Here is a 26,148-nt window from a genome sequence, read left to right on the forward strand (position 1 = left end):
TTCAATCCTTTATTTCAACAAAATTGGCGCGTTCTGTGGGCGGGAACATACGGATATTACCGGTGCTGATCGCCTTCAGGGAGTAAAGACCACAGTGCTGTTGTTGTTGAGCATCACACGACCTTCAAGGTGGTATTTGACGGCTCGTGCCAGCACGCGGGGCTCAATATCGCGACCCGATGCCACAAAATCTTCAGCAGACATACCATGGCTTACCCGCTCAGTTTCCTGCTCGATAATCGGGCCTTCGTCCAGATCAGGCGTTACATAATGGGCGGTCGCGCCAATTAGTTTTACGCCGCGATCATGCGCCTGATGGTAAGGCTTGGCACCTTTGAAACTTGGCAGGAAGGAATGGTGAATATTAATGAGCATGCCATACAGTTGACTGGATATTTCATCCGTCAGAACCTGCATGTAACGGGCAAGCACCACCAGTTCGGCATTGGTTCCGTTGATGAGATCAGCCAGTTTGGCTTCCTGCTCCTGCTTGTTCTCTTTGTTTACAGGCCAATGATAGAACGGAATGTTTTCGTGCCCTGCGACCCGTCGTGCATCCTCATGGTTGGACACAATTGCGACGACTTCAGCATCGAGCCAGCCAACCTTGATCTGATAGAGCAAGTGCAACATGGCATGGTCGAACCTCGATACCATGATGATGATCTTGGGACGTCGAGACAAATCCTCGACCTTCAGTCTCATTTTGAACCGGTCAACGGCTGGGGAAAGAGCGAGTTCGATAGCAGCCTTGTCTACATTTTCTGGTGCGCTTACGGCAACCCGTAGAAAAAACTGGTTCGTCTTTCGATCGCAGAATTGATTGGCTTCTACGATGTTTGCAGAACGTGACGCCAGTGCTGATGTGACTGCGGAAACAATGCCCGGCTGATCAACACAGGCAATACGTAAGATAATGGACGTGTGTTTCACTGAATTTGTTCCGTTTTAACTGAGGAGGTGTCGCAGTAGGGTTACCAGCTTCAGACGATCGTTTTCTACCGGGGTGTCTTCAAAATGATTTGAAGAACCTCTTTTCAAAGACTGATCCGCAAGGGTTGCCTATTCAGCCGAGGTCAGGCAATGGCCTAGACGATGGCGTGACCCTCTGATTTGAATTTGAACTCCCGGCTCAGACGCTCCTCCCATAGTCACAAAATCCAGTTTTCAGTTTCTAGAAAATAATTTGGCGACTTTTTGGGGCGAAAAATAGGATGTTTGCGTCAAAGCGGGATTACCGACACGACAAATTTGGCAAGTTACCCTGTATCTTAGAGCCTAAGATCGTCGCTTAAATTTTCGCTGCGGAATGCATAGCCAACTTCGCAGAAGTTAAGTATAAATACGGCATGACTTACACATGTTCGTTTCGCATTGACGTGCTTCGTATTCGAGAGAAAGCAAACCTGAGTATCGCTCAGGTTGCCGGGTGCTCCTGCGAACGGGTGGTCCGTGTAAGACGCCAACTCAAGTCCTTGGGTCTTGGATTGAGCCTCGGCAAGGTAATGCTGCACAGAGGTCGGAATGACTTGGACACAATTTTCAAAGTCGGAAATTGGGCTGCCCACACGCAGCAGTTTGCTGATCTTCTTTTTGAGGAGCAACAAATTGCATGACACAAGCACTATCGCACCAGATAAACGGTTTGCGTACTTTAAAGCCCAAGTCAGAAAAACCACGTCTCTCTGTCGGGTTCATTCTTGCAAAACGATTTACGCTTTGTGCCTTTGCCAATTTTGTTGATGTGTTGAGACTTGCCGCGGACGAAGGTGACCGCAGTCGGCCGATCTTGTGTAACTGGACTATACTGTCAGACACGATGGATCCCATCTCATCAAGCAGTGGTATTACAGTTCAGCCGAAAGAACGCCTCGGGGATCCGCGACGTTTCAATTACATTGTCGTGGTGGGCGGGCTCATGGATGATACGCCAAGCCTCAGTGCGGCCTATAACAGTTTTTTGCAAGACGCAGCCGCGGTGGGTGTTCCGCTCGTTGGGGTCTGTACGGGGGCATTCCTATTGCACAGGGCTGGGCTACTTGACGGGTACCGCAGTTGTGTCAGCTGGTTTAGTCATACTGATTTTAAAGAACAATTCGATGGACTTGATCCGGTTTCGGATCAGATTTTCGTCGTTGATCGGGATCGGTTAACCTGTGCGGGTGGGGTCAGCTCTGCCCATCTGGCGGCCTATCTGGTCGATAAACATGTGGGCCGGGCACATGCAAGTAAGAGCCTCCACATCATGATCATTGATGATGCACTTCAGGCCGAGAAACCTCAGCCCGGCATTCCGCTTGATCTTAAAACACAGAACCCAATTGTGCAGCGGGCTTTGCTTGTTATGCAGCAGAATATTGATACGCCAATCTCTATTCAGGAAATTGCCAAGCGCATGGGAAAAAGCAAACGCCAGATAGAGCGCTATTTTCGCTTGTCCTTGGATACATCCCCCCAAGTGGCGTTCGTTAATATCCGGCTCGATCTGGCCCGCCATTTTCTTGAGACAGGTCAGAAGTCAATTGCACAGATCGCAGTGGATTGCGGATTTTGCGACTCGTCTCACCTAAGCCGGATGTTCCGCCGGCGTTATGGATGCACACCGCAGGTTTTGAGGCGACCAGCCTTGATAGAGCTTGAGGCCTGACCGACGGAAAAGATGGTTTCCTCATGCCAGCACTGTTGGGTTCCCTGAATAGAAGGGCGCTGCCGCCCATCTGGTGTGAAGGATTTACCTGCTTCATTTTCTCATAAAAAACCGCCGCTGAAACGCATGCGTACCAGCGGCGGGCAAAGTGCAAGCTTGAGAAATACTCTTAATCAGCGTGGCTCATTGGCTAATCCGCGCCAGATAGAGACGCACATGACCAGAAGCACAACAGTGAAGAGCAAACCTGTAGAGATCACCATAGATTGCAGCGATTTCAAGCCTCCTGCCGAAAGGAGCAGCACGATCGCGATCAACCCCTCAAACAGGCACCAGAAAACACGTTGTGGAATGGGTGCATCGACCTTGCCACCTGAAGCAATGGTGTCGATCACCAATGACCCTGAATCCGACGAGGTGACAAAGAAGACGATCACAAGAACGATCCCGATAAAGGACGTAATGGAAGCCAGCGGAAGAGCATCCAGCATTGTAAACAGCTGAACCGGAAGAGCAGCTTCGGTTACCGCGGTGTAACCGTCACGCGCAACCTGACTAATTGCAGCGCCGCCAAATATTGACATCCAGAGGACACAGACCAGCGAGGGGATCAGAAGCACACTGATGAGGAATTCGCGCACGGTGCGTCCACGACTTACCCGGGCAATGAACATGCCAACAAACGGTGACCAGGAAATCCACCAGGCCCAGTAAAAAGATGTCCAGCCCTGCATGAAATTCACATCTTCACGGCCGACCGGATTCGACAGTGCAGGAAGGTATTGCAGGTAAGCTCCGAGGAAGTTGAGTATATCGGGGAGCAAAAATAATGTTGGCCCTGCGATAAGTACGAAGAGGATCAGGAGGGCAGCGATCCCCATGTTGATCTCTGAGAGCAGTTTGACCCCGGCTTCAAGGCCGCGAACGACTGAGAAAAGTGCAATTGCGGTGATACCAACGATCAGAATAACCTGCCACGTCGTGTCGATCGGCATGTCAAACAGCTTATTGAAGCCGGAGTTCGCCTGAATAGCACCAAGACCGAGAGAGGTGGCAAGTCCGAACAGCGTGGCAAACACTGCAACAATATCAATAATGTGTCCCGGCCAACCCCAAACGCGCTCGCCAAAAATAGGATAGAATGCGGAACGAATGGTAAGCGGCAGCCCTTTGTTATAACTGAAAAATGCAAGGCTGAGAGCGACGACTGCGTAAATGGCCCAGGGATGCAGCGCCCAATGGAAAATGGATGCAGCCATGCCAAGACGAATGGCTTCTTCCTGACTGGTGGCTGCGCCCAGTGGCGCCCAGTCTGTGCGGATACCATCAGCACCAACTGCAGTGCCACCTAACGACGAAGAAAAATGACTGAGAGGTTCGGAGACGCCATAGAACATCAGGCCGATGCCCATTCCGGCAGCAAAGAGCATTGAAAACCAGCTCAGGTAGCTGAAGTCAGGTTTTGCTTCCCGCCCTCCGAGACGGATTTTTCCGTAAGGGCTGATTACGATAACAAGGCAGAGAATGACGAAAATATCGGCGGCGCTGATGAAAAACCAATCGAAGCTTTTTGTGACCGTTGAAAAGAGCAGACTGAAAACGGAGTTTGCCTGTTCTGGCATTATCAAAGTGTACGCCACGAAGGCGATGACAGTCAGAGCAGAGACCGCAAAAACTGGATTGTGAATATCAAATCCGATTGGCCCGAACTTGCCCTCAATATTGTCCTGTCCGATACTGTAATCCGAACCAGTTTGGTCATCAGGCGGGTTCTCTAATGGGATTCCGGCCGATGTCTGGCCGGAATTTCGTATGTCAGTCATGAAGCATTCTCCTGTGTTGGACCTGCGAAAAAACTTCCGTCAGGAGAGACCCTTTGCTGGACCTTTCTTATGATTTGGGTGTTCCATACGCCTCACCGAGTGAACGCGGCTTGATTGATGCGCATGGTGGGTAGACTGAGGTGTTAGAGTTCAATTTCTACGTTCGACAGAGGTGTTGCGCAGCAGATCAGAATTTTGCCCTGATCAATCTCGCGCTGGCGGATGCCGCCGCCGTGCTGCATGTCTACTTCGCCCGAGATGAGCTTTGATTTGCAGGTGCCGCAGATTCCGCGTTGACATGAGGACAGCGGTAAAAGCCCGGCCTCGCGAGCTGCCGATAGGATTGTCATACCTGGACCGCATTCGACCACATGGCCGGTTTTGGTGAAGTTGACGCGGAAGGTCTGCTCGCTGATTTCGGGCGCTGAAGTAGGGTCTTCGAATGACCCTGCCGTTTCCGCACCGAAGTCGAAGCTCTCTTCGTGATACTTCTCCATATCAAAACCGGCGTCCTGCAACATGTTTCGAACGCCCTCCATGAAGCGAGCCGGTCCGCAACAAAATACTTTGCGTTCTTTGAAATCAGGCGTCATGAGGGACAACATTTGTATGTTGAGACGGCCTGTGTAACCACTCCAGCTATGATGGGCTGATGCGGTATCGCAGGTGAACGCAAGTTTCAGCCCCAGATTCTGGGCGGCCAGCAACGCGAGTTCGTCTTTGAAAATGATGTCGGACGGCGTCCGTGCCGCATGTAGGAAATACAGATCTGTCGGCTCCGACAGATCGCAGGCAGTGCGCGTCATGGACATCATTGGAGTGATGCCACTGCCAGCGGAAATAAATAGAAACTTCTCCTCAATGGTGGCGTCGGTCGTAAACTCGCCCGCTGGGCCGGAGACATTTACTTCTTTGCCCGGAACCATGTTGTCATGGAGCCAGTTGGAACCAGGACCTCCGGGAACGCGTTTGACTGTAATTTCGATCCGGTAAGGGCGTGCTGCGGAAGCGGATATGGTGTAGCTGCGCATGATCATGCCTTCGACAGGAAGCTCAAAGGTCATATGTTGCCCCGGGTAAAACCGGAAGTCGCGTGGTTCACGGGCTGAAAAGAGGAAGGTCTTTACGTCATGCGTTTCCTGACGGACCTGCCGGCAAACAAGCACGTCATCTAATTCAGGATCCCAATACGGTACGCGAGTTGCCTCAGTGAATTTGTCATCAGCTCGCAGTGACGCGTTTTGCAGGCTTTCCGGTGTCGGGTTTACGGTCATTCTGCTGGCACCTCCAGTTCACAGGAGGCGAAGTGCTCTTGTAGCCGCGCAATGTACCAGTCGCAGAATGTTTCCAGATGTGGTTCTGTAAACTGCGAGTAAGGCCCCGGTTCATAGGCAGGGTCTTCGCAGCCGATTTGAGCAAGGCGCACAAGGTCAGCATCCTGCTGGTTGGTCATTGTCCAGACTTGCTTCAGGTTTTCAAGGTTGTAATGCTCTCCCTCAATGGCGTCTTTGTGGACCAGCCAGGTGGTGCGGACCAATGTCCGGCCTGGGGAGATTGGCAGTGCCGAGAAGGTAACGATGTGGTCGCTCATAAAATGGTGCCAGGAATTCGGGTGGGTCCAGAAACTCAATCCACCCAGTTTGGCGTCGGTAAAGGCGCCTAGCAGCTTTTTCGAGGCGATTTTAGTGTCCAGCGTATGAGATTCCCCTTCTCCCATCAGGGGCAGTCGCATAGCGCGAAAACTGGTGGTATTGGAGAGGCGGTCCATTTCGGCGGAGGGCAACCCGTCCGCTTCCCAGCGCTTATGGTCCCTCTCCAGCACTTTCAGGTAATTTTGGACATCTTCTGACCTGCGCTCATCCATCTCGTCGGGGGAAAAGCCAAAGCCAAATTCGGAAAGCGGTACTGTCAGTTGTGGGTGCGTGCCTTCACAATGATAGCATTCGCGATTGTTCTCAATTGTTAGCTTCCAGTTGCCCTCTTCGATCAAATCGGTCGTGTGAGCTACCTTACAGTTGGCGATGTCATGCAGTGCCAGATAAGGCTCCATCACACGCGTCATTTCCTCGATGTCTTCGGGAGGGTTTTCTGCGAGACAAATGAAAATCAACCCGCTAATCGAACGCAAATGGATGGCTTTGAGGCCATGACAGTCTTTGTCAAAATCTGCGCCCATGTGTTCTGCAAGGATAAGCTTTCCATCTTCGTTATAGGTCCAGCCATGGTATCGACAAACGATGTTCCCGATCGTCGTTGTGCGTTCGTCGATAAGCCTTGCGCCGCGATGGCGGCAAACATTGTGGAAAGCGCGGATGCCCATGTCGTCGCCACGCAGAAGCAGAATGGATGTTCCGCCGATCTCTACGGTGACACAATCGCCAGGTTCTGGTAGTTCCGGCTCTACTGCAACAAAAACCCAGAGTTGGCGAAAAATTGCGTCGATATCCAGATCAAGAAATTCGGGTGCACTATAGAAAGGTGCTTCCAGGCTACGGCCTTTTTTGCGCCGGTCTACGAGTTCTTGAATATTAAAAGAAGAGCGCATGATCAGATACCTCGGCCTTTAAATGGTGCCTGGGAAGATAGCCTGTGCAGGAGGGGTCGAAGGAATAAAACCGAGCAGCTTTCACACACTTGATGCAGAAGGTGCTCCTGTTTTGGGAGGCGGTAACGTGCGCGGCACGGACTGTGTTGCAGGCCATAATTTGCATCGGGAGCCTCCCTCATTCTTATGCGATAGCTAACCTGTATTTAACCGCCTTTGCCGGATTTCGGGCAGGTCAGGCGATTAGGCTGATTTAGAAAGTTAGTTCGAATTGAACGCGTGGTGGCAGGAATTTTGAGGCAAAAAGGCAGTATAAATGCGACGCGCCTGCGTTGTGATCACAGTCACTGCGACATCAGTATCCGCTATTGTTGCATACTGTTCGAAACTACCTGAAAAATTAGAGATTTCTCTCTGAAATTCTGTAAAATAGGCTGGCTTGATTGTGAGTTCTCGTAGAGTTTATGAGAAATGAATGTCTATTTATTTACAGAATTGGCGGGAAACACGATATCCGCGAAATCCCGCCAATTCTGTAAGGCGCTCTAGGTCGTCTAGGATGTATAGACTGAGCCTAAACTCCGCTCTCAAATTCCAGGCTTGCTGCTTTCAAAAGCCCATGGACATGGGGAAAGAATGAGCGCCAGATATCCAGCCGAAACTGATTTTCAGCTTCTCGCGTTAAGATCACCTGCACACTGTCGAAGATCGTCCGTACCCCCCGGCCCGGAGTGAGCTGTGCCAAGTCGCGCGGGCAGGAAGTAGACAGCAATTCCTCTGCCTGATCACCAAAAACGCGGATGCTCATCTCGCGGCTGGAAATATCGGTCAGGTTGTGAAGTGCATTGGGGTAGACAGCAGCTAATGCGTCCTCAATGGCAGGTTTATCTTGGGTTGAGCAGGTCAGGACCCATTCGTCTGGTCCCAGTTTTAAGAGAGATCGTCCATCGGCCGTGCTCTGCTCGCTGATTTTTGCAGGCAGTGTCAAACCCAGCGCTTGGGAAAGAGCGGCCACATTTTGCTCTTTACACCGAAGGCTGAACCGGCCAGCGGCAGGGATAGTTTCAATTTTTGTATTAAACACCATTGTCTGCGCCCCCTTACATTTTGATCCGCTCGCCCTCAGGGTCGTAAAATACAGTCCCTGTGACGGTTGCACGATGGGTTTTATCTGGCATTGGAATATCGATGGTTTTGCCATTGCGCTCAAACCCGCCTTCTACCAGCGCCATGGCAATGGAGCGGCCCAGAGCTGAACTCCAGTAGGAGGAGGTGACATGCCCCAGCATCTTTGCTGGAATGGATGTATCGCCGCACTCAACAATCTGGGCACCTTCTTCCAACACCACCTTGGGGTCTTCCGTAAGCAGGCCAATCAGTTGTTTGCGAGTTGGCAGCAGCATGTCCGGGCGGGTGAGGGAGCGTTTGCCAACAAAATCTGGCTTCTTCTTACCGATTGCCCATGTTAGGCCAGCATCAGCAGGCGTAACGGTGCCATCTGTGTCTTGCCCGACAATGATGTAACCTTTTTCCGCCCGCAGCACGTGCATGGTCTCCGTTCCATAAACGCATACATCGTATTTTTGACCTTCGTTGTACAGAATCTCCCAGAGGGCGCGGCCATGCTCAGCAGGTACGTTTACCTCAAAGCCAAGCTCGCCGGTAAAGCTGATGCGGAACAGGCGTGCTTTAAAGCCGCCCACGGTGCATTCACGCAGTGCCATATGCGGAAAGCTCTCTGCAGAGAGGTCAGCTCCTTCCACGAAGGGTTCTAGTAATTTGCGGGCATTGGGGCCATTGAGCGCGATGGTTGACCACTGCTCGGTTGTTGAGGTGAGCCACACATCCAGATCCGGCCATTCGGTTTGCAGGAAATGCTCCAGCATAGTCAACACACGGGCTGCTCCGCCAGTGGTGGTGGTCACATGGAAGCGATCTTCAGCAATACGCCCAATCACTCCATCATCACGGATGAAACCATCCTCTCCCAGCAGCAGGCCATAGCGACACCGCCCCGGAGCAAGCTTTGTCCATGGGTTGGTGTACATGCGGTTCATGAATTCGGCCGCATCGGGACCGACAATCTCAATCTTACCCAGAGTTGACGCGTCAAACATGCCGACGGAGGCGCGGGTCTCGCGACACTCGCGCATCACGGCAGCGTGCATGTCTTCGCCAGCTTTTGGATAATACCAGGCACGGCGCCACAGTGAGACCGGTTCAAACACAGCGTTGTTTTCTTCCGCCCAACTGTCCACGTTGGTTTTACGGGTGACCTCGAACAACTCGTCCTTGTGGTATCCTGCAAAACTGCCAAATGTGGTCGGCGTATAAGGAGGTCGGAAGGTCGTCAGACCCACTTTTGGTACAGGACGCCCCAACTGATCGGCCGCAATTTTCAAGCCGTTCATGTTGGAGAGCTTTCCCTGATCGGTTGCCATGCCGTTGGTGGTAAAGCGTTTGATGTGTTCAATGGACCGCATGCCCTCACGCACGGCGAGGCGGATGTCTTTGGCGGTCACATCGTTTTGGAAATCAACAAAGGCGCGCTGGGTTGCTGATTGGCCGTTGGTTGGCAGTTCCTCAAACACTTCGCCAGATCCAATACGATCCGCGCTGACCGTGATTGCAACAGATGTGACAGCTTTACCGAGGGAACCTAATGCCGCTGCAGCCGCTTTGACACCATCGTCAAAGGCACTTTGCTGGCCCCAAAGTCCGCGACTAGCCCCGGCGATATGACAGCGCTCGGTTTTTTCTCCCGGCAGAAATGCTTCATTTTCTGCATCCCACACAAGGCTGCCCTTGGTGTGAGAGAACAGGTGTAAGGAGGGCGTCCAGCCTCCACTCATCAGCACCGCATCGCAAGCAAACGTGCTGAGATCGCTGACTTGGTTGTCTGGAGCGACTTTGCCAACAGTAATGCTGTTGGCGCGTTTGCGCCCCTTTACGGTGGTGACGGTGTGCCTCAATTTGAATTCAATACCGCGTTTGCCTGCTTCGTTCCGCAAGGCTTCGGGTACGCTGTGACGCAAGTCCACGATTACTGGGATTTTAACCCCGGCATCAGCCATATCAAAGGCAACGTGCCACGCACTGTCATGGGAGGTGACAACAGCAGCAGCGTTCCCCACCTTCACGCCAAAGCGATTGAGGTAGGTTTGAGCGGCGCTTGCCATCAGCACGCCGGGGCGGTCATTGCCGTCAAAGACCAGTGGGCGCTCAATAGCTCCTTGGGCAAGAATGACTTCCTTGGCGCGAATGCGCCACATACGCTCACGCGGGGCATTGGCAGGCACCTCTGCCAGATGGTCTGTCAGTTTTTCGACAACACCCACCATGTTTTCATGATAGTAGCCCATCGCGGTGGCACGGGTGAGGATGCGTACATTCTGTGCTGATTGCAGCTCTGTAACAGTGGTCGCCAACCAACTTTCAGCAGGTTGCTCATCTACTTGTGCGGTATTCTCATAAAGCAAGGAACCGCCCAATTCGCGGTGTTCATCCACCAGCACAACATCGGCTCCGCTGCGAGCGGCAGTGAGCGCGGCAGCAAGACCTGCCGGACCTGACCCAATGACAAGCAACTCCGCGTGCAGATAACGCGCGGCATAGGTGTCTGCATCTGGCTCAGTTGGTGCAACGCCTAAGCCTGCTGAGGCTCGGATGATGGGCTCATAGATTTTGTCCCAAAAGCTTTTCGGCCACATGAAGGTTTTGTAGTAAAACCCGGCGGCAAGGAAAGGGTAGAGTTTGTCGTTGATCTCACCCACATCAAAGCTCAGGCTCGGCCACTTGTTCTGGCTTGAGGTGCTCAAGCCCTCGTAGATCTCTTGCACCGTGGCACGTGTATTTGGTTCACCCAGCCCTTTGCCCGGACGAGCGGTGTTGATCAACGCGTTGGGTTCTTCTGAGCCAGCGGTTACAGGGCCGCGCGGACGGTGGTACTTAAATGAGCGGCCCATAAGGTGCACACCGTTTGCCAACAGGGCAGACGCAACTGTGTCGCCTTCATAGCCTTCAAAGGTGGCGCCATCAAAGGTGAAGCGAACACGCTTGTCCAGATTGATGCGGCCTTTGCCCTCAACACGCCAGTTGTTCATTTTTCTCGTCACCCGCTTCGTTGATGTCTGGACGCGGCTCGCCCATCGGATAAGTGGCTACAAATTTGTCTGTAACGGTGTTGCGAATAGCGTTGAAGTATCGCCCGCAACCATGGGAGTGGCGCCATTGCTCAGCATGTTCACCCCGCACATTAGAACGGATGAAGAGGTAATCCATCCATTGCGCATCTGTAGCTTGGGCAGGGTTCTCAGGTCGTGCGACATGTGCTTGCCCGGAATAGTCAAATTCAAGCTCAGGCAGGGTCTCATTGCAATAAGGGCAGTGGATCAGGAGCATGCTGTTTCCTCCTCAGTGTGCCACAGCAGCAGCTGCTGCCTCGTCGATCAAACGACCTGTCTCAAATCGAGAAAGCGTAAACGGTGCGTTGATTGGGTGTGGTTCATCATTTGCAATAGTGTGGGCGAAGACATGAGCCGAACCCGGAGTGGCTTTGAACCCGCCTGTGCCCCAGCCGCAGTTGAGGTAAAGCCCGCTGACAGGGGTTTTGCCCAAAATTGGCGAACGATCGGGCGTTACATCTACTATACCGCCCCACTTGCGCAACATGCGCATGCGGCGGAACACCGGGAACACCTCACATATCGCCGCGAGTGTATGCTCAATGAGTGGCAGGCCGCCGCGCTGGGAGTAGGAGACATACTGGTCAGTGCCAGAGCCTATGACCAACTCGCCTTTATCGGATTGGCTGATATAGGCATGGACTGTGTTGGACATGACCACGCCGGGGAAAATCGGCTTAACCGGTTCAGATACAAGTGCTTGAAGCGGGTAACTTTCCAGCGGTAAACGAACGCCGGCTGTATCCATAATCACAGAGGTGCCACCTGCTGCAGAAATGGCAATCTTCTTGGCTTTTACAAAACCGCGTGCTGTTTCCAAGCCATTGACGGCACCGTCTGGACCACGACTGATGGAAAGAACCGGACAGTTCTGCACAATATCAACACCGCGCGCTGCAGCAGCACGGGCATAGCCCCAGGCCACCGCATCGTGACGGGCAGTTCCCGCCCGCTGCTGAAAGGCAGCGCCGACGACTGGGTAACGGGCGTTTGGTGAAATGTTCAGCGCTGGGCATTTCTCTTTGGCTTGCTCGGTGGTCAGCCATACATTGTCTACGCCGTTGAGGCGGTTAGAATGGATGTGACGCTTAAAGCTTTGCATATCATGCACATTGTGCGCCAGCATCATCACGCCGCGCTTGGAGAACATGACGTTGTAGTTCAGCTCCTGACTGAGACCATCCCACAGATCGACTGCGTGATCATAAAGCCGTGCGCTCTCATCATACAAATAGTTGGAGCGGATAATGGTGGTGTTGCGTCCGGTATTGCCACCGCCTAGCCAGCCTTTGTCAATGATGGCCACATTGGTGATGCCGTGTTCTTTGGCCAGGTAATACGCGGCTCCCAAACCGTGCCCGCCAGCACCAACTATGATGACATCATATTCATCTTTCAGCTGTGCATCTGGCCATTGCGGCTCTACATTTTTGTAACCGGTAACAGCTCCTTTCAGGAGCGAAAGCGCGGAAAATCTGGACAAGGCTACCTCCTCGGAATTCAAGGTAGTTTGCTCGCTCTGAAATATCATGTATGGTATATTTGCGAAATCAACGAGTATATATGCGTCCATGACAGCTCGAAAAGCTAAGGGAAAGCCATGGTAAAACCAAAATCAGGGCCAGCCCTGCGAGTTGGGTTCATTCTTGCAAACCGTTTTACGCTCTCTGCCTTTGCCAGTTTTATTGATGTGCTGCGGCTTTCTGCCGACGAGGGAGACAACAGTCGCCCCATCTTGTGCAGCTGGAACGTAATTGCACCGGATATGAAGCCCATTCGTGCCAGTTGCGGGTTGCTTGTTCATCCCGATGAAAGTTTGGTTGCCCCAGATAGTTTTGATTATATCGTCGTGGTGGGAGGGTTGATCGGCCACATTGAGCGACTAGACACGCGTTATGTGGCCTACTTGAAATCAGCTGTATCCAAAGGAGTGCCGCTGATTGGGCTGTGTACAGGCAGCTTCATTCTTCACCGGGCGGGGTTGATGAATGGCTACAGATGCTGCGTAAGCTGGTTTCACCGAACAGATTTTCTGGAGCAGTTTGACGGTCTTGAACCTGTCTCGGACCGCATTTTTGTGGTTGACCGTGACCGGATCTCCTGCTCTGGCGGTACAAGCGCAGTGCATGTCGCGGCGTATTTGGTGGAGCGACACATCGGCCTTCCACAAGCCCGCAAGAGTCTTCATATTTTGATGGTGGATGATGCTTTTGATGCCAATAAGGCTCAGCCTTATCTTCCAGTCTCGCTTATGGCTAAGGACAATCTGGTGCAGCGAGCACTGTTGATTATGCAGCAGGAAACGGAAAGTTTGCGCGGTATTAAGCCACTTTGTGAGCACCTGGGTGTGGGACGGCGGACATTAGAAAAGAAGTTCCGTGCCGATCTAGGTAAATCCCCAGCTGAAGCGCTTATTCATATTCGAATTGAGGAGGCAAAGCGCTTGCTGAGCGAAACACAAGCCAGCATTACTGACGTGGCCATCCGAGTTGGCTTTTTTGATGCGTCCCACTTTAACAAGGCCTTCCAAAAGCACGCCGCACAAACGGCAACTGCGTTTCGAAAATCTGTGAGGTAGCTTCTCTGGGAGCTGGTGGACCGCGTGTCTGTTGCGTTTACAGGCGGACCTGAACACACAATCGGAGTAGCCCCCTCAAATCATGATGCTTACTTCTCATAGTTGCACTACAGTTATAAAACCGCTTGATGGGGAGCGTATATTAAAACTGCTAGTATTTCAGAAGAGGACTCGTCATGGTTTTACGCATAAACGATACAATTCCCGATTTGACTGTCACCACAGACTTGGGAGAGATCAATCTTCGCGAGTGGGTAGGCGACAGCTGGGCGATTATTTTCTCTCATCCCAAGGACTTCACCCCTGTTTGTACAACTGAATTTAGTGCTGTGATGCAGTTGGCCAATGAATGGGAAGCGCGAAACACCAAAGTTTTGGGGGTTTCGGTTGATGGTGTCGAAGATCATAAAAAGTGGAAGGTTGATATTGAAGCCGTTGGCGGGGCTAAACCGGAATTTGCGATTGTAGCGGATGATGGATTGGAGATGGCAAAAGCGTTCGACATGTTGCCATCGGAATATGTGCTACCGGATGGCCGCTCCCCTGCAGACTCGGCCACTGTACGCTCAGTCTTCATCATCGGACCAGACAAGCAAGTGAAATTGATGATGACCTATCCTATGACGGTGGGGCGTAATTTTTCAGAAATTCTGCGCTCTTTGGATGGGCTTCAGATGGCAGCCAAAGGTGTCGCGACTCCGGCTGATTGGCAACCCGGGCAGGATGTGATTGTACCAACGTCACTCACCACAAAGGATGCAGAAACCAAATTTGGCATTGTGAAAACAGTGCTGCCCTATCTGCGCACGGTCGCGGCCCCGCGCTGAACCTACGTGGCAGGAAATAACTCAGGCCACCCCTTCGCGGGGTGGGCCTCTCCCTTGTTGAGGTGCTCCGAGCTTCACATCCGCTTGCGTTCTTATGTGCGTTGACTTGCGTGGTTTCCGCAAAAAATGCGTTGTACTGTGTCACGAGCCGTCTTTGCCGGTTCGCAGGCCCAACTCTGGCAAAAGGGTCTGCCTGTAGGATAAGGTGAAACGATCACGACCCCATCAAGGAGGATAGATTAAATCTATCCCCGTTGCCGGTTCAAATTATTGACCCTCGCGGCATCAAATTCAAACACCCCAGCCAGACCAGACACCTACCCAAACATGTCCCGTGCCATTCCGGTATACCAGCCCAAGCTCTCCTCATAGGTCCGCTTGCGCAAACCAGCGTCCTCATGGTTCTGAGAGATGAAGCCATCAACCTTGGCGATCTTTTCGTCGGTGGCTACATAAGTCGCGCCAACCTTGACGCCGTTGTCAGGTGAAATGAGCGACCAACAGGTGTTGGAGAAGCGTGGCTTGAAGGTCCGTGATCCAATGAGCGCTGCACGAATTGCCATGGAGGCCGCCTTGGCCTGACTGTTGGCGGCATAGGCCGACTTGGGCATGTCACCATTGACCGTTGAATCTCCCAGAACATGAATGTTCTCGTCAAACCGGCTTTGCAGCGTTGCCGGAACAATCGGGCACCAGCCGTCTTCATTCGTCAAATCTGCCTGTTGAACGATGCGCCCGGCTCTCATGGCGGGGATCACATTGCAAACATCAGCTTTGATGATTTCATCTTCGAGCACCACTTCCATAGTGTTCGGATCAACCCTTTGAACGCCGCCGGTGAAGTCGGAGGTCAACCAGTCAATCATTCCCGGATAGTAGTCTTCCCAGCCTTCCATGAAGAGCCCTTGTTTGGAAAACTTCTCCTTGGGATCAAGAATGAGGATTTTGGCGGTCGGGTTTCGTTGCTTTAAAATATGCGCCACCATGGACACCCGCTCATAGGGTCCGGGAGGGCAGCGGTAAGGGTTAGGCGGGGCAACTGTAACGTAGGTCCCACCTTCCGGCATCGCTTCAACCTGCGCCTTGAGCAACGCTGTTTGAGTGCCGCCTTTGTAGGCGTGAGGCATTTTTGTTTGGGCAGTTACATCCCATCCCGGAACAGCACCCTCTACAAAGTCGATCCCCGGTGAGAGAACCAGCCGGTCATAGGAAAGTACAGACCCGCCTGCGAGCCGTACAGTTTTTGCATCGCGGTCAACGGCTGTGACCCAATCGTGAACCACATTGATACCGTAGTCGCTGGCGAGTTTACCGTAGGAATGGCCGAGTTTGGAAAGAGGCTGAAACCCGCCAATGGCAAGGTTTGAGAAGAAGCAGGAGTAATAGTGGCGCGTGGGTTCCACAAGAATCACATCAATAGCGCCTTTTGAATCTTTGGCTATGTAGCGCGCAGCTGTTGCCCCGCCAGCACCACCGCCAACCACAACAACGCGTGGTCTGGTCTTACCAAGGACGGCAGGTGAAGAGAGCAGCGCAGCGCTGGCAGCAGCAGCACCAATAAAATGGCGTCTATTGATGATCATAATGGAATTTCCCCTCCCAAGGCCCGATTGATGTTCACTTTAACGCCTTAAAGTAAGTTGCCAAGGCTGCAATTTCTTCCTCAGACAATCGTCTGGCAATCATTTGCATAACCGGATGTGGTCTATGACCCTTTTTGTAGGCCCGCAGAGCAATTATGAAATCAGGACGGGTCCAGCCGGTGATAGAGGGAATACCCTTGTCTGATCCATCTACCTGATGGCAGGTCGTGCATTCACCAGATAAGTATTCGCCATACTCATGGTCGCCTTCCAGAAACGCTTCTTCATGCAGGCTCGGGGCATCCTGTTGCAACAAGCTGGCAGACGCTTCTGGAATATTTGCTGGGCTAACGGAAAACTGGCGAAGGTAGGCGAGCAGATCAGAGCGGTCCTGCTGGCTCTTCATTCCCAGATACTTCATGCGTGTACCGGAAACGAGGTTCTTCGGGTTTTCAATGTAGATATTGAGCGTATCGATGGTCCAGATCAACCCATCTGCGCCAGCCCGCTTCATCGCCTTGGAATAAAGAACATCGTTGATACTGGCAGCCTTACGATCAAACAGGCCATTAAGGTTCGGGCCAGTTCGGTTTTGTGCAGCCGCTCCCACATCATGACACCGCGCGCACTCTTCAAACAAAACGGCTCCGCGCTCAGCATCCTGAGCGGAAGCTGCACAAGCAACTCCTACCAGAACACCAAGCGCAAGAGCGATAGGTCGTATCAATGCGAGTCCATTCATTTGGCCAATCCATTCATTTAGAATGACTCTTGAGGAACTCAATAATGGCTTTGCGATCCTTATCTTTCCTCAGGCCCGCAAAGGACATTTTGGTGCCTTTGACGAATTTCTTCGGCTTAGTCAGGAATGCATCCAGTGTGTCTTCGGACCAGACAAGGCCATCACCATTCAGCTGCTTCAAAGCTTTGGAGTATTTGAAGTTGGATACTTCCGCTGCTTGCTGTCCAAAGATGCCATTGAGAACCGGGCCAACCTTATTCTTTGCGGCATCTCCAACCTGATGACAGGACTTACATTTTTTGAAGACCTTCGCGCCTTTTTTGATCAACGCTTCATCGAGTGCGACGGGAGCGGGAGCAGGCTCTGGTGTTGGCTCAACCACAGCGGCAGCCTGTTCTGGTTCTACCGCAGGTTCCTCGGCCTTCGGCTCATCCGGCGTTACATCGAGAACTTGCGCGCGAGCGGTGATTTTCACCTCATCCTTACAGTTCGTCATGCAAGCATCACGCTTTTTGAAGATTGGGGAGGTCTCACGGTCATCCATGTAGAACCCATCTTCATTGGGCATCCGTATGGAGGTGAAGTTCTCTTTTGACAGCTCAAAATCGTCTTCAACAAGATCATTTGCGTAAAGCAGGAAGGCAGTGATCGCATAAACATCATTTGGTTGAAGCGACTGAGCCTCGCCAAATGGCATCGCCCGGTTGACGTAATCAAACACGGTGGAAAGGTATGGCCAATACGACCCGATGGTTTTGACCGGACGATCAGATGTCAAAGTATCACCACCGCCAGAAAGCACCGGCCAGCGATCAACACCCTCAGCAAAGTCACCATGACAAGAGGCACAGCGCTCCACAAAGATCTCTTCGCCTTGTTCTACGCTTCCACGTCCCTCTGGCAGACCTTGCCCATCTGGACGCACATCAATATTCCATGCGGCGACTTCTGCAGGTGTTGCTTCACGGCCAATGTTAAGCGGGCCAGCTGTTGCCGCTGTTGTGAGCAGGATGGTTCCTGCGGTGATTAAACTAAGAAATTTCAACATTTTCCGCCTCACCATTTTCACGAACATGCCAGGTCTGGATCGCGTTGTTGTGGTAGATGGAATTCTCGCCACGAACAGCGCGAAGTTCGTTTTTCGTGGGCTGAATGTAGCCAGTGGAATCGTGCGCACGAGATTGCAGCAGCATCGGCTTTCCATCCCAATCAAACTCGAAATAGAAGCGATGCATGGACTTGTCGAAACTCGGTCCATCAATGCGTGCCGCATGCCAGTTTTTGCCGCCGTCTAATGTAATATCGACCCGTGGAATAGTCCCGCGACCGGACCATGCAACGCCGGAAAGGACGGTGTGTCCGCTCTTGTGGAGAATAGGCGCTTGCGGGCTTGGGTTGGTTATGACGGACTTACAATCCATCTCCCAGGTAAAGCGGCGCGCTTTTCCATTTTCCATTAGATCGGTGTATTTGGAGGTCTCTTCGCGGTGATGCCAAGGCTCATCGCCCACTTCAATGCGGCGTAACCATTTGATCCACATATTGCCTTCCCAACCGGGAACGACAAGACGCAGCGGATACCCTTGCTCAGGGCGAAGGGACTCGCCGTTCATTTTGAACGCAACAAGGCAATCTTCCAGCGCTTTTTGCATTGGAATGGAGCGTGTCATGGCAGAGGCATCAGCGCCTTCTGGCATAATCCACTTGGCGTTGGTCTTCAGCCCAGCTTCTTCCAGCAGGTACTTCAGCGGAACGCCCGTGTACATGACATTATGGATCATGCCATGGGTAAACTGACAGCCGTTGAGCTGCGCACCGCGCCACTCCATGCCGGAGTTGGCGGCACACTCAAGAAAGTACACGCGGTTCTCACGCGGGAAGCGCAGGATATCTTCCATGGTGAACACGAGTTCTTTGTCGACCAGCCCGTTGATCATCAAACGATGCTCAGCAGGGTCAACATGCGCTGCACCGCCATGATGGCGCTCAAAGCACAACCCATTCGGGGTAATGATGCCATCAAGTTCATGCAGTGGCGTAAAATTGATGGAACTGACAGTCTCAGCGGTCAGCCATTCAACATTGCGCCGTTTAACATGCGCTTCAAATACAGATGGAACACCGTAGGGGCGGGCATCAACACCATCCCCAAGCTCCTGCATCCAAGGCTGAAGATTGGTGATCGCAGGATCATTTGCCCGTGCCGGAAGCGCAGCGCCAGTTAAAGCGGCTCCGCCCAGCAGTGCTCCACCCTTCAGAAGGCCCCGGCGGCTGGGGGACTTTAATCTTTCGGTCATTTCAATTACTCATCAGATCGTTCAATTCATAAACCCGAAGGACATCAAGTGCCCGAGACGCGAACCGTCGAATTCGGGTCCATCGTGATGGTGCCTTTGCGGCTGATGTAGTCTTCAACCACCTGCCAGATCTCTGGCCCCTGTGTGTCTTCGCCGACAGAAGCCCAACCGGACACAACGTATGTCTTGGATGGATCAACCGCCTCACCAGTTTTCAGCATTGTCATGTTGGTGACACGCTCGCCAACCGGCTTGGTCACGTCGATGGAGTAGCCCATTCCGCCCACACGAACCATGTCGCCGCCCTGTTGGTAGTAAGGGTCTGGATTGAAGAGGTTATCAGCCACATCCTCTAAAATTTCATGGATGTATTGGCCGGTCATCTCACTACGATAGGCGTTCGGGTAGGTCATGCTGGTGGCGTTGTGGATGTCTTCGCGCGTGATATTTTCACCCGGCAAAAGGGTCGGCCCCCAACGGAAGCCCGGAGACAAGGCAATGTCTGCCTCACGCTCTTCAATCAGCGCCTGACAGATCAGATCATCCCATGTGCCGTTGAAGTTGCCACGACGATAAAGCAGGCTGTCGGTTGTGCCGATGACTTCTTCCAGCTCATCCTTGAAGGGCGCACGCTCTTGTTCAATGAGAGCGCTCATTTCAGGGTCTGGCGTAATCACATCAGCGAACACCGGAATGAGCTTGTAGGTGAAGTCTTTGATGCCGTTCTTATCAACGTCCAGATCAAGACGGGACACGAACTTGCCGTTGGAGCCGGACGCGATAATCATCGTCTCGCCGACTTTAACAGGCTCGGGAATCGCATCGTGGGTGTGACCGCTCAGGATAACGTCAATGCCGGTAACCTGCTGTGCAACCTTGCGGTCCACATCAAAGCCATTGTGGCTGAGCAGAACAACAACATCCGCACCTGCCTGCTTCACCTCTTCAACCATCTGCTGAATACGGGCTTCACGAATACCGAAGGAAAGGTTGGGGAACATCCAACCCGGATTGGCGATTGGCATATAAGGGAAGGCCTGTCCGATAACAGCAACCTTGGCACCGCCACGCTCGAAAATCTTGTAGGGCTCAAACGCGGACTCGTCCCACTCATTGTCAAAGATGTTCGCACCAAGAAACGGGAACGGCAGCTCCTCAACAATCTCATTCACCCGGTCAATGCCGTAGGTGAACTCCCAGTGAGAGGTCATCGCGTCTGGCTGAAGCGCGTTCATCATGTTGACCATGTCCTGGCCCTGGGTCTTCGTCGCAGTCATCGACCCGTGCCACGTATCACCACCATCAAGGAACAGCGCGTCAGGGCGCTCCGAACGGATGGATTTCACGATGGTCGAAACGCGGTCCAGTCCACCCATCTTGCCGTAGGCCTTGGCGAGGGACACAAAATCCTCGGAGGTCAACGCATAGGCTTCTGGCGTACCGGCCTCATAGTTGAAGGCCTTCAGCAGGTCTTGGCCTGTGATGTGTGGCAGCAATCCCTTTTGGGCACCGACACCAATGTTTACGGAAGGTTCGCGGAACCAGACAGGTTTGACCTGGGCATGACAATCCGTGAAGTGAATAATGGTCACATTACCGGTTGTTTTAAAGTCCAGAAGCTGGCTTTGCGTCAGGGACTGGCGTGCAGCCAAAACGGGGAAGTTTCCAGCCCCAAAAATTGCAGCTGCAGCGACACCAGCCTGCAAGAAATCACGGCGCGAGATCATCTCCGCACCCTCCGTATTCTATTATGATTTAGAAAATTGTTTTGGATCAGGAGGTTGCTACGAATAGCAACCTCCAAAATCACTTAGTTACGAATGGATGGGGTCTCAACAGAAAGTCCCATTCCACGGGTGGCCACGTAGGCCTCCAGAGCGATAAATTCATCGCCACCGGGTTTGTAAGGTTCTGCACGTACTTGTTTCATGCAGCCTTTAAAGCGGCGATGAATAGACCCAAGACCACCCCATTTGAGGCGGTAGACAGGGAAGCCATTGATCTGACCCTGACTTAAATGGTCAGCGCGGATCATGTTTCCGTAATTGTCTTCGTGGCAGCTTGCACAAGCCATATCCAGCTGGCCCACACGGGTGTAGTACAATTTCTCACCCTTCGTGATCCAGTCTGCAATCGGCCCCTCTGTTTCCAGCGCTACAGGCATTCCGCGAGATTGCAGGCCGATCAAAGACGTCATCGCCAACATCTCTTCGCTTTCCCATTTCCATGGTTTCGCGCCCTGATGCTCTTCAATGGATGCATTAATCAGCATTTCCATTGTCGCAGGTTTGCCCATCTTCTCATCCCAGCGTGGCAGCTTGGTGCGAAGACCTTCAAAGCTATTTGCATCTCCATGGCAGCTCTCACAGGATTTCCCGGAAGTCCCCGCAGGGGTTTCCCAGATTTCCTCTGCATACTCAATGGCCACAAATGCAGGATTTTCGAAATCATCCATTTGCAGTGCTTGAGTTTCTGCAGATCGGAAACGCCAGCCAGAAATCAACTCGTCCAGTGGTGAATTCTCAGCTGGTATAGCGGTCGTTGAGATTGTCTCTCCTTCGATAACGAGCTCTCGTCCGTCATCTGCAAATGCGCCTGTCGTAAGCGCACCTAAGAGAAGTCCCCCAGCGAGTATAGAAACCGTCCTTTTCATACCCTCTCCTCCCAAAGAATGGGTGCCTAGGCTACCGTGATCTTCTTTTCCAAGTCGTACACGGAGCCATCGTCATCCGTCCATTCAAAGCGAACACTACCGGATTCTGGAACCTTCATCTGAAACTCGATGTAAGGGTTTGCAGAAACAGACGGTTCAATATCCGCCATAAACACGGTTTCACCGTTGAAGCTCGCATGGAATTTGTTGATGATTTTCCGTGGAATGGTCTCGCCGGTTTTTTTGTCCTTGCGTTGACCTGACTCCATAGCGTGCGAGATGAGTGTTTTGATCGTGATGATCTCATTTGCACTCGCCTTTTTAGGCACTTTTACGCGTGGTTTGATCTTAGCCATTTTGTTACTCTTCGCCTTTTCTAATTAACCGCCACAGCCACCAATGGTGACCTTTACGCTGCGTTTACTCATGACAGCGGAGCCGTCAGGCATTTTTGCAACTGCGATAATGTCTTGCGTTTTCGCAAGGCGAATACGTGTCTTAGCTTCCTGAGCACCAGAAAGCGGACTGAAGTGGAATGTTGCAACACCTGGGCTTGGATTGCCCGCAGCGAGCAGCAGGATGGATGCGGCACCCGGCGCAGAGACTTGAACAGGAACAGTGTTCCCGTTTTCAGCAATTTCAGGCGCGCCGATTGAGATGTCACCGGCTACTGGCTTAGCGCCACCGGTGAAGTCCATGATTGCGGCATCAACTGCATCACCGGTTGCAAATGCTGGTGTTGCAAATCGCAACATGCTGAGAGCGGCAACGCTCCCCACTGCAAGACCAAGCGCTTCACGTCTGGTTACTGCCATTTCTTATAATCCTCCTAAGGCAAGCTGCCTATTCCTTCAAAGTCGCCAGATAAGCGACAATGTCTTCAACCTGCTCTGCTGACAGAATGGGTTTGCCTTTAAATTTCTTCGCGACGCGGCTTAAGCCACTGACGCGATAGAACGCAGGCATAATTGTTTCCTCACCGAAAACGGCTTTGGAGTTTATAACAATCGCACGCAGTTCAGCCTCAGAGTAAGTGCTGGCCACACCATCAAGGTAGGGGCCGATCTCACCGTGAAACTGTTCCTCAGATAGATTTGAGTTTGCGTGACAAGCCAGACAGTTGCCGAGCTTCCGATTTGCAAACCAGTCCCGTCCTTTTGCTGGATCACCAGCTTGACCGGTTAGCGATGTCGAAACTGTCGCTTCAACGAATTGCACATCGTCTGGAGCAATAACCCCAGCAAAGGCACTTCCCGAAAATAGCAGCATTGCAGCTACTGTTGTTTTGGCTATCGCTTTCATTGCTCCCTCCCAATTACAGCGATTCAATTATCTCATGCTAACCAACTACGTAGAAACACTCAACTTAAAATTCACATAATTGAATATGTTAATATATCGACCTTAGTCTATAGGGTTGAGTGAAAACGTTATTTGGACGCTGCTTGTTGTTTTAAAAATTCGCGCGCATGAAATTTTTGAAAATGCTCGTCTCCCTCATAGCCCTTCTGTTTTATCCAGCGAAGCATATTGAGGGTCGTCCATTTACCGAATGCACCAGGCATAGTTTGCACTGAGGCTGATCCGGCAGTTCCCCCATCCTCTACCTCTTCAGGCAGAAACAGGAAGGTGGGTGTAAAAACCACACCCCAACGCCGGGCAATGTTCTTTTCGCTCTGAACTTCCCCGTCGAAGTCCGTTACTTCTTCATCGCCAAACAGGTTCATTTGCACGACGAAGTAGTTCTCTTCAATGAACGCTTTTACGTCCGGATCACTGAAGACATTTTTATGCAGCCGTGCGCAGTAGATGCAGCCACGCTGTTCAAAGAGGATAATCATGCGTTTGCCTTCTTCATTGGCAAGTGCAAGGTCCTCTCTAAGGTCTTTGAACGTTAAGCGAAGCCATGGCTGTTTATGGAGACCGTCCTCTCCAACTTCAGCGAAGCTTGTCGTCATGCTGGCGAAAATCATCGCAACAGCAAAAAATATCCTTTTAAGCATCGAATCCCCCCTAGCTTAAAGATGTCAGGCCTGGCGCATAGTTGATCATGAGCTCTGCAATCCAGGAAACGGTGTTCGTTGCAATCAACACCGCAAACGCAATCAAAATAACGCCCATGGTCTTTTCAATCTTGCCGAGATGTCGACGGAACCGAGCCATGAAGTTGAGAAATGGTTTTGAAAACATCGCTGCGAGAATGAAGGGCAGGGTCATGCCAACTCCATAAGCAAACAGCAACAACATGCCTTGGGAAACATCATTGCTGGCACTTGCCGTAAACAAGATGGTGGCCAGTACAGGCCCTACGCATGGCGTCCAGCCAAATGCAAAGGCCAAGCCAACAAGATAGGCCCCGACAATGCCCGCAGGGGCAGAGGAACTGTCCAGCCGCGCTTCCCGCAGCAGTAAATTCAGGCGGATGGCTCCGACAAAATGCAGACCGAGAATAAAAATAACGGCTGCTGCAATGTAGCGGAGCACATCAAACCAATCACGCAACAGCTGACCGAAAACAGTCGCAGTTGCGCCAAGGCCTACAAAGACCGTGAGGATGCCCGCAGCAAAGAAAAACGAGGTGAATACCACACGTCGTTGTATTGCCGGCGTAACACCGTCGCCAGAAAGTTCGTTCATTCCAATGCCAGCGATGTAGCACAAGTAGAACGGCACGATGGGCAAAATGCAGGGCGAAAGGAAGGATATTAGTCCAGCGCTTCCAGCCGCGATAATTGATAGATCTGGGTACATAAGGGCACTTGCTAAAAACACATTCTATTATTAGAATATTTAGATATCATAGCAATTCAAATGTCAATCGTGGATATTATGAGCAATTCAAGCTGGATCCCATTTGTTACCGTCGCCCTTTTATTAGGCAGCGTACACGCTGTCAGCGCAGGCACAAATTTGCTGATGATCGAGGACGATATCTGTCCTTGGTGTGAGCGCTGGAATGAAGAAGTCGGTGTCATTTACGACAAAACGGAGGAGGGCAAGAAGGCTCCTCTGATGCGCGTCGACATTGATGACCCGGTTCCTGAAGGGGTGACTTTAAAAGGCAAAGCCCGGTTTACGCCGACCTTTGTTCTTTTGATTGACGGCGCCGAAGTTCAGCGGATTGAAGGTTATCCGGGCGAGGATTTTTTCTATCCGGCTCTGGGTCAAATGCTTCAGTCAGTTCAAAAAAAATAAAGAAAACAATCATTTATTGCTCCGCCGCGTCGGAGTGAAAGTACAATTGGGAGAGATTTATGAAATCAGCAGTCGTAGGCGCAGCCTTAGTTCTGGCCTCTGCAGGCATGGGCGTTGCCCAAGCCGATGACGATTCCGCACTGGTCACATTCCAGTCGCTAAAGCCGGAAATTGCAATGAAGCTGGCTGTTGCCACAATGGAAGCCTGCCGGGAAGGCGGCTATCAGGTATCCGCTGCCGTGGTTGACCGGTTCGGTCAGACGCAAGCCATAATCCGAGATCGTTTTGCAGGTGTTCATACAGTCGACACGGCCCGTGGCAAAGCATGGACTGCCGTGAGTTTCCGTGGGTCAACATTGGATATTCAGGAAGGCATCGAAGCTGGAAAACTGTCGGCAGGTCTGCGCGATATTCCCGGCGCTGTCGCCTTAGGGGGTGGTCTTCCGGTCGAATCTGCTGGTGTTATTGTTGCTGGAATTGGAGTGTCCGGAGCGCCATCTCCAAAAGTTGATGAAGAATGCGCCCGAAGTGGTTTGGAGAGCATCTCGGATTTGCTAGACTTCTAAGAGGCAGTCGCTTTGCAGTGGTTGAAATACGATTGCAATCAGCGTATGCAACCAGTTAATTGGTGTGCGAAAAGGTCAGCTTTGTAAATATCTACATGAGCTGGCCTTCCACATTCCGTCCCCAAAGATGTGCAGGAATTGTTTTGATGGCTATACCCATGATTGAACGTGGGATGAAAGAGGAAGACATCGAGCGCATGGTCGAACATGCCAAAGATGCAACTGATTTCCTTAAAGCATTGACACACGAAGGTCGATTGATGATCCTGTGCCATCTGGTTACAGGCGAAAAGTCTGTGACGGAATTGGAGCAGCTTCTGTCGTCTCGTCAGTCTGCAGTCAGCCAACAACTCGCACGATTACGCTTAGATGGTCTTGTAAATTGCCGAAGAGACGGAAAGGCAGTCTACTACAGCCTCAAAGATGATCGGGCAGAGCGGGTTCTGGAACTCATTTTTGAGTTGTTCTGCACCACGGAAGACGACGATTCCAAATAGGGTTGCTCCGG

At 51.9% G+C, this 26,148-nt stretch carries 26 protein-coding genes; 7 read left to right on the top strand and 19 right to left on the bottom strand.

From position 1 onward, the window contains the following. Positions 1 to 75: 75 nt before the first annotated feature. Positions 76 to 933 carry a formyltetrahydrofolate deformylase gene (gene purU, locus BLS62_RS06230; RefSeq protein WP_093178256.1) on the bottom strand — a complete coding sequence of 286 codons (858 nt, stop codon included), beginning with the start codon at positions 931 to 933 and terminating at the stop codon, positions 76 to 78. Between the two features lie 416 nt (positions 934 to 1,349). Here purU and BLS62_RS31010 point away from each other — a divergent pair, with 416 nt between their 5' ends. Next, positions 1,350 to 1,616 (top strand): hypothetical protein, encoded by a 267-nt coding sequence (locus BLS62_RS31010; RefSeq protein WP_093178259.1) that lies wholly within the window; start codon positions 1,350 to 1,352, stop codon positions 1,614 to 1,616. Further along, entirely contained in the window at positions 1,613 to 2,647 is a 1,035-nt protein-coding gene (locus tag BLS62_RS06240) for a GlxA family transcriptional regulator (protein ID WP_093178262.1), read from the top strand. Before BLS62_RS31010 ends, BLS62_RS06240 begins: the two co-directional genes overlap by 4 nt. 173 nt (positions 2,648 to 2,820) lie before the next feature. Here the strand turns inward: BLS62_RS06240 and BLS62_RS06245 are convergent, their stop codons facing one another. From BLS62_RS06245 to BLS62_RS06275, 7 genes are all read right to left on the bottom strand, one after another. Continuing rightward, a complete protein-coding gene (locus tag BLS62_RS06245) occupies positions 2,821 to 4,470 on the bottom strand; it encodes a BCCT family transporter (protein WP_093178265.1) in 1,650 nt (549 codons plus the stop codon). 143 nt (positions 4,471 to 4,613) lie between these two features. Beyond that, on the bottom strand, positions 4,614 to 5,744 hold the full coding sequence (locus BLS62_RS06250) for an FAD-binding oxidoreductase (protein WP_093178268.1): 1,131 nt from the start codon (positions 5,742 to 5,744) through the stop codon (positions 4,614 to 4,616). Continuing rightward, on the bottom strand, positions 5,741 to 7,015 hold the full coding sequence (locus tag BLS62_RS06255; RefSeq protein WP_093178271.1) for an aromatic ring-hydroxylating oxygenase subunit alpha: 1,275 nt from the start codon (positions 7,013 to 7,015) through the stop codon (positions 5,741 to 5,743). The genes BLS62_RS06250 and BLS62_RS06255 overlap by 4 nt, the downstream gene beginning before the upstream one ends. A 574-nt stretch (positions 7,016 to 7,589) precedes the next feature. After that, the gene (locus BLS62_RS06260; protein WP_093178274.1) at positions 7,590 to 8,102 is read right to left on the bottom strand and encodes a sarcosine oxidase subunit gamma; all 513 of its coding nucleotides are present in this window, start codon (positions 8,100 to 8,102) and stop codon (positions 7,590 to 7,592) included. A gap of 13 nt (positions 8,103 to 8,115) precedes the next feature. Continuing rightward, positions 8,116 to 11,118, bottom strand: coding sequence for a sarcosine oxidase subunit alpha (locus BLS62_RS06265; protein WP_093178277.1), 3,003 nt, complete (start codon positions 11,116 to 11,118; stop codon positions 8,116 to 8,118). Beyond that, positions 11,099 to 11,416, bottom strand: coding sequence for a sarcosine oxidase subunit delta (locus BLS62_RS06270; RefSeq protein WP_093178280.1), 318 nt, complete (start codon positions 11,414 to 11,416; stop codon positions 11,099 to 11,101). Before BLS62_RS06270 ends, BLS62_RS06265 begins: the two co-directional genes overlap by 20 nt. 12 nt (positions 11,417 to 11,428) lie before the next feature. Continuing rightward, positions 11,429 to 12,682: a sarcosine oxidase subunit beta family protein gene (locus tag BLS62_RS06275; RefSeq protein WP_093188507.1), complete on the bottom strand. Its 1,254-nt coding sequence runs from the start codon at positions 12,680 to 12,682 to the stop codon at positions 11,429 to 11,431. Between the two features lie 117 nt (positions 12,683 to 12,799). Between BLS62_RS06275 and BLS62_RS06280 the strand changes: the two genes are divergently transcribed. Beyond that, positions 12,800 to 13,777, top strand: a complete 978-nt coding sequence (locus BLS62_RS06280; RefSeq protein ID WP_093178282.1) for a GlxA family transcriptional regulator — start codon at positions 12,800 to 12,802, stop codon at positions 13,775 to 13,777. A 176-nt stretch (positions 13,778 to 13,953) separates the two neighbouring features. After that, positions 13,954 to 14,604, top strand: a complete 651-nt coding sequence (locus BLS62_RS06285; protein ID WP_093178285.1) for a redoxin domain-containing protein — start codon at positions 13,954 to 13,956, stop codon at positions 14,602 to 14,604. Between the two features lie 317 nt (positions 14,605 to 14,921). Here the strand turns inward: BLS62_RS06285 and BLS62_RS06290 are convergent, their stop codons facing one another. From BLS62_RS06290 to BLS62_RS06340, 11 genes are all read right to left on the bottom strand, one after another. Then, complete coding sequence (locus BLS62_RS06290; RefSeq protein ID WP_093178287.1) at positions 14,922 to 16,187, bottom strand: NAD(P)/FAD-dependent oxidoreductase; 1,266 nt, start codon at positions 16,185 to 16,187, stop codon at positions 14,922 to 14,924. A gap of 34 nt (positions 16,188 to 16,221) precedes the next feature. Continuing rightward, positions 16,222 to 16,929, bottom strand: a complete 708-nt coding sequence (locus BLS62_RS06295) for a c-type cytochrome (RefSeq protein WP_093178289.1) — start codon at positions 16,927 to 16,929, stop codon at positions 16,222 to 16,224. 13 nt (positions 16,930 to 16,942) lie between these two features. Next, positions 16,943 to 17,977 carry a c-type cytochrome gene (locus tag BLS62_RS06300; RefSeq protein ID WP_093178291.1) on the bottom strand — a complete coding sequence of 345 codons (1,035 nt, stop codon included), beginning with the start codon at positions 17,975 to 17,977 and terminating at the stop codon, positions 16,943 to 16,945. Then, complete coding sequence (soxC, locus tag BLS62_RS06305) at positions 17,961 to 19,226, bottom strand: sulfite dehydrogenase (RefSeq protein WP_093178293.1); 1,266 nt, start codon at positions 19,224 to 19,226, stop codon at positions 17,961 to 17,963. The genes BLS62_RS06300 and soxC overlap by 17 nt, the downstream gene beginning before the upstream one ends. Before the next feature lie 44 nt (positions 19,227 to 19,270). Beyond that, positions 19,271 to 20,953 carry a thiosulfohydrolase SoxB gene (gene soxB, locus BLS62_RS06310; protein WP_093178295.1) on the bottom strand — a complete coding sequence of 561 codons (1,683 nt, stop codon included), beginning with the start codon at positions 20,951 to 20,953 and terminating at the stop codon, positions 19,271 to 19,273. Positions 20,954 to 21,036: 83 nt separating this feature from the next. Next, positions 21,037 to 21,879: a sulfur oxidation c-type cytochrome SoxA gene (gene soxA / locus BLS62_RS06315; RefSeq protein WP_093178297.1), complete on the bottom strand. Its 843-nt coding sequence runs from the start codon at positions 21,877 to 21,879 to the stop codon at positions 21,037 to 21,039. A gap of 26 nt (positions 21,880 to 21,905) precedes the next feature. Next, positions 21,906 to 22,235 carry a thiosulfate oxidation carrier complex protein SoxZ gene (gene soxZ / locus BLS62_RS06320; protein ID WP_093178299.1) on the bottom strand — a complete coding sequence of 110 codons (330 nt, stop codon included), beginning with the start codon at positions 22,233 to 22,235 and terminating at the stop codon, positions 21,906 to 21,908. 24 nt (positions 22,236 to 22,259) lie between these two features. Further along, positions 22,260 to 22,694 (bottom strand): thiosulfate oxidation carrier protein SoxY, encoded by a 435-nt coding sequence (gene soxY / locus BLS62_RS06325; protein WP_093178301.1) that lies wholly within the window; start codon positions 22,692 to 22,694, stop codon positions 22,260 to 22,262. Between the two features lie 28 nt (positions 22,695 to 22,722). After that, entirely contained in the window at positions 22,723 to 23,181 is a 459-nt protein-coding gene (gene soxX, locus BLS62_RS06330; RefSeq protein ID WP_093178304.1) for a sulfur oxidation c-type cytochrome SoxX, read from the bottom strand. A gap of 128 nt (positions 23,182 to 23,309) precedes the next feature. After that, the gene (locus BLS62_RS06335; RefSeq protein ID WP_093178307.1) at positions 23,310 to 23,882 is read right to left on the bottom strand and encodes a SoxW family protein; all 573 of its coding nucleotides are present in this window, start codon (positions 23,880 to 23,882) and stop codon (positions 23,310 to 23,312) included. Positions 23,883 to 23,892: 10 nt separating this feature from the next. After that, on the bottom strand, positions 23,893 to 24,630 hold the full coding sequence (locus tag BLS62_RS06340) for a cytochrome c biogenesis CcdA family protein (RefSeq protein WP_200798479.1): 738 nt from the start codon (positions 24,628 to 24,630) through the stop codon (positions 23,893 to 23,895). A gap of 78 nt (positions 24,631 to 24,708) precedes the next feature. Between BLS62_RS06340 and BLS62_RS06345 the strand changes: the two genes are divergently transcribed. The 3 genes from BLS62_RS06345 to BLS62_RS06355 all read left to right on the top strand — a co-directional run bounded on the left by BLS62_RS06345 (position 24,709) and on the right by BLS62_RS06355 (position 26,137). Continuing rightward, the gene (locus BLS62_RS06345; RefSeq protein ID WP_244283624.1) at positions 24,709 to 25,074 is read left to right on the top strand and encodes a thioredoxin domain-containing protein; all 366 of its coding nucleotides are present in this window, start codon (positions 24,709 to 24,711) and stop codon (positions 25,072 to 25,074) included. Positions 25,075 to 25,133: 59 nt separating this feature from the next. Further along, positions 25,134 to 25,640, top strand: a complete 507-nt coding sequence (locus BLS62_RS06350) for a GlcG/HbpS family heme-binding protein (RefSeq protein ID WP_093178313.1) — start codon at positions 25,134 to 25,136, stop codon at positions 25,638 to 25,640. Positions 25,641 to 25,786: 146 nt separating this feature from the next. Continuing rightward, positions 25,787 to 26,137: an ArsR/SmtB family transcription factor gene (locus BLS62_RS06355; protein WP_208990708.1), complete on the top strand. Its 351-nt coding sequence runs from the start codon at positions 25,787 to 25,789 to the stop codon at positions 26,135 to 26,137. The last annotated feature ends 11 nt before the right edge of the window (positions 26,138 to 26,148 follow it).

Origin of the sequence: Pseudovibrio sp. Tun.PSC04-5.I4, from assembly GCF_900104145.1 — a bacterium.
Lineage (GTDB): Bacteria > Pseudomonadota > Alphaproteobacteria > Rhizobiales > Stappiaceae > Pseudovibrio.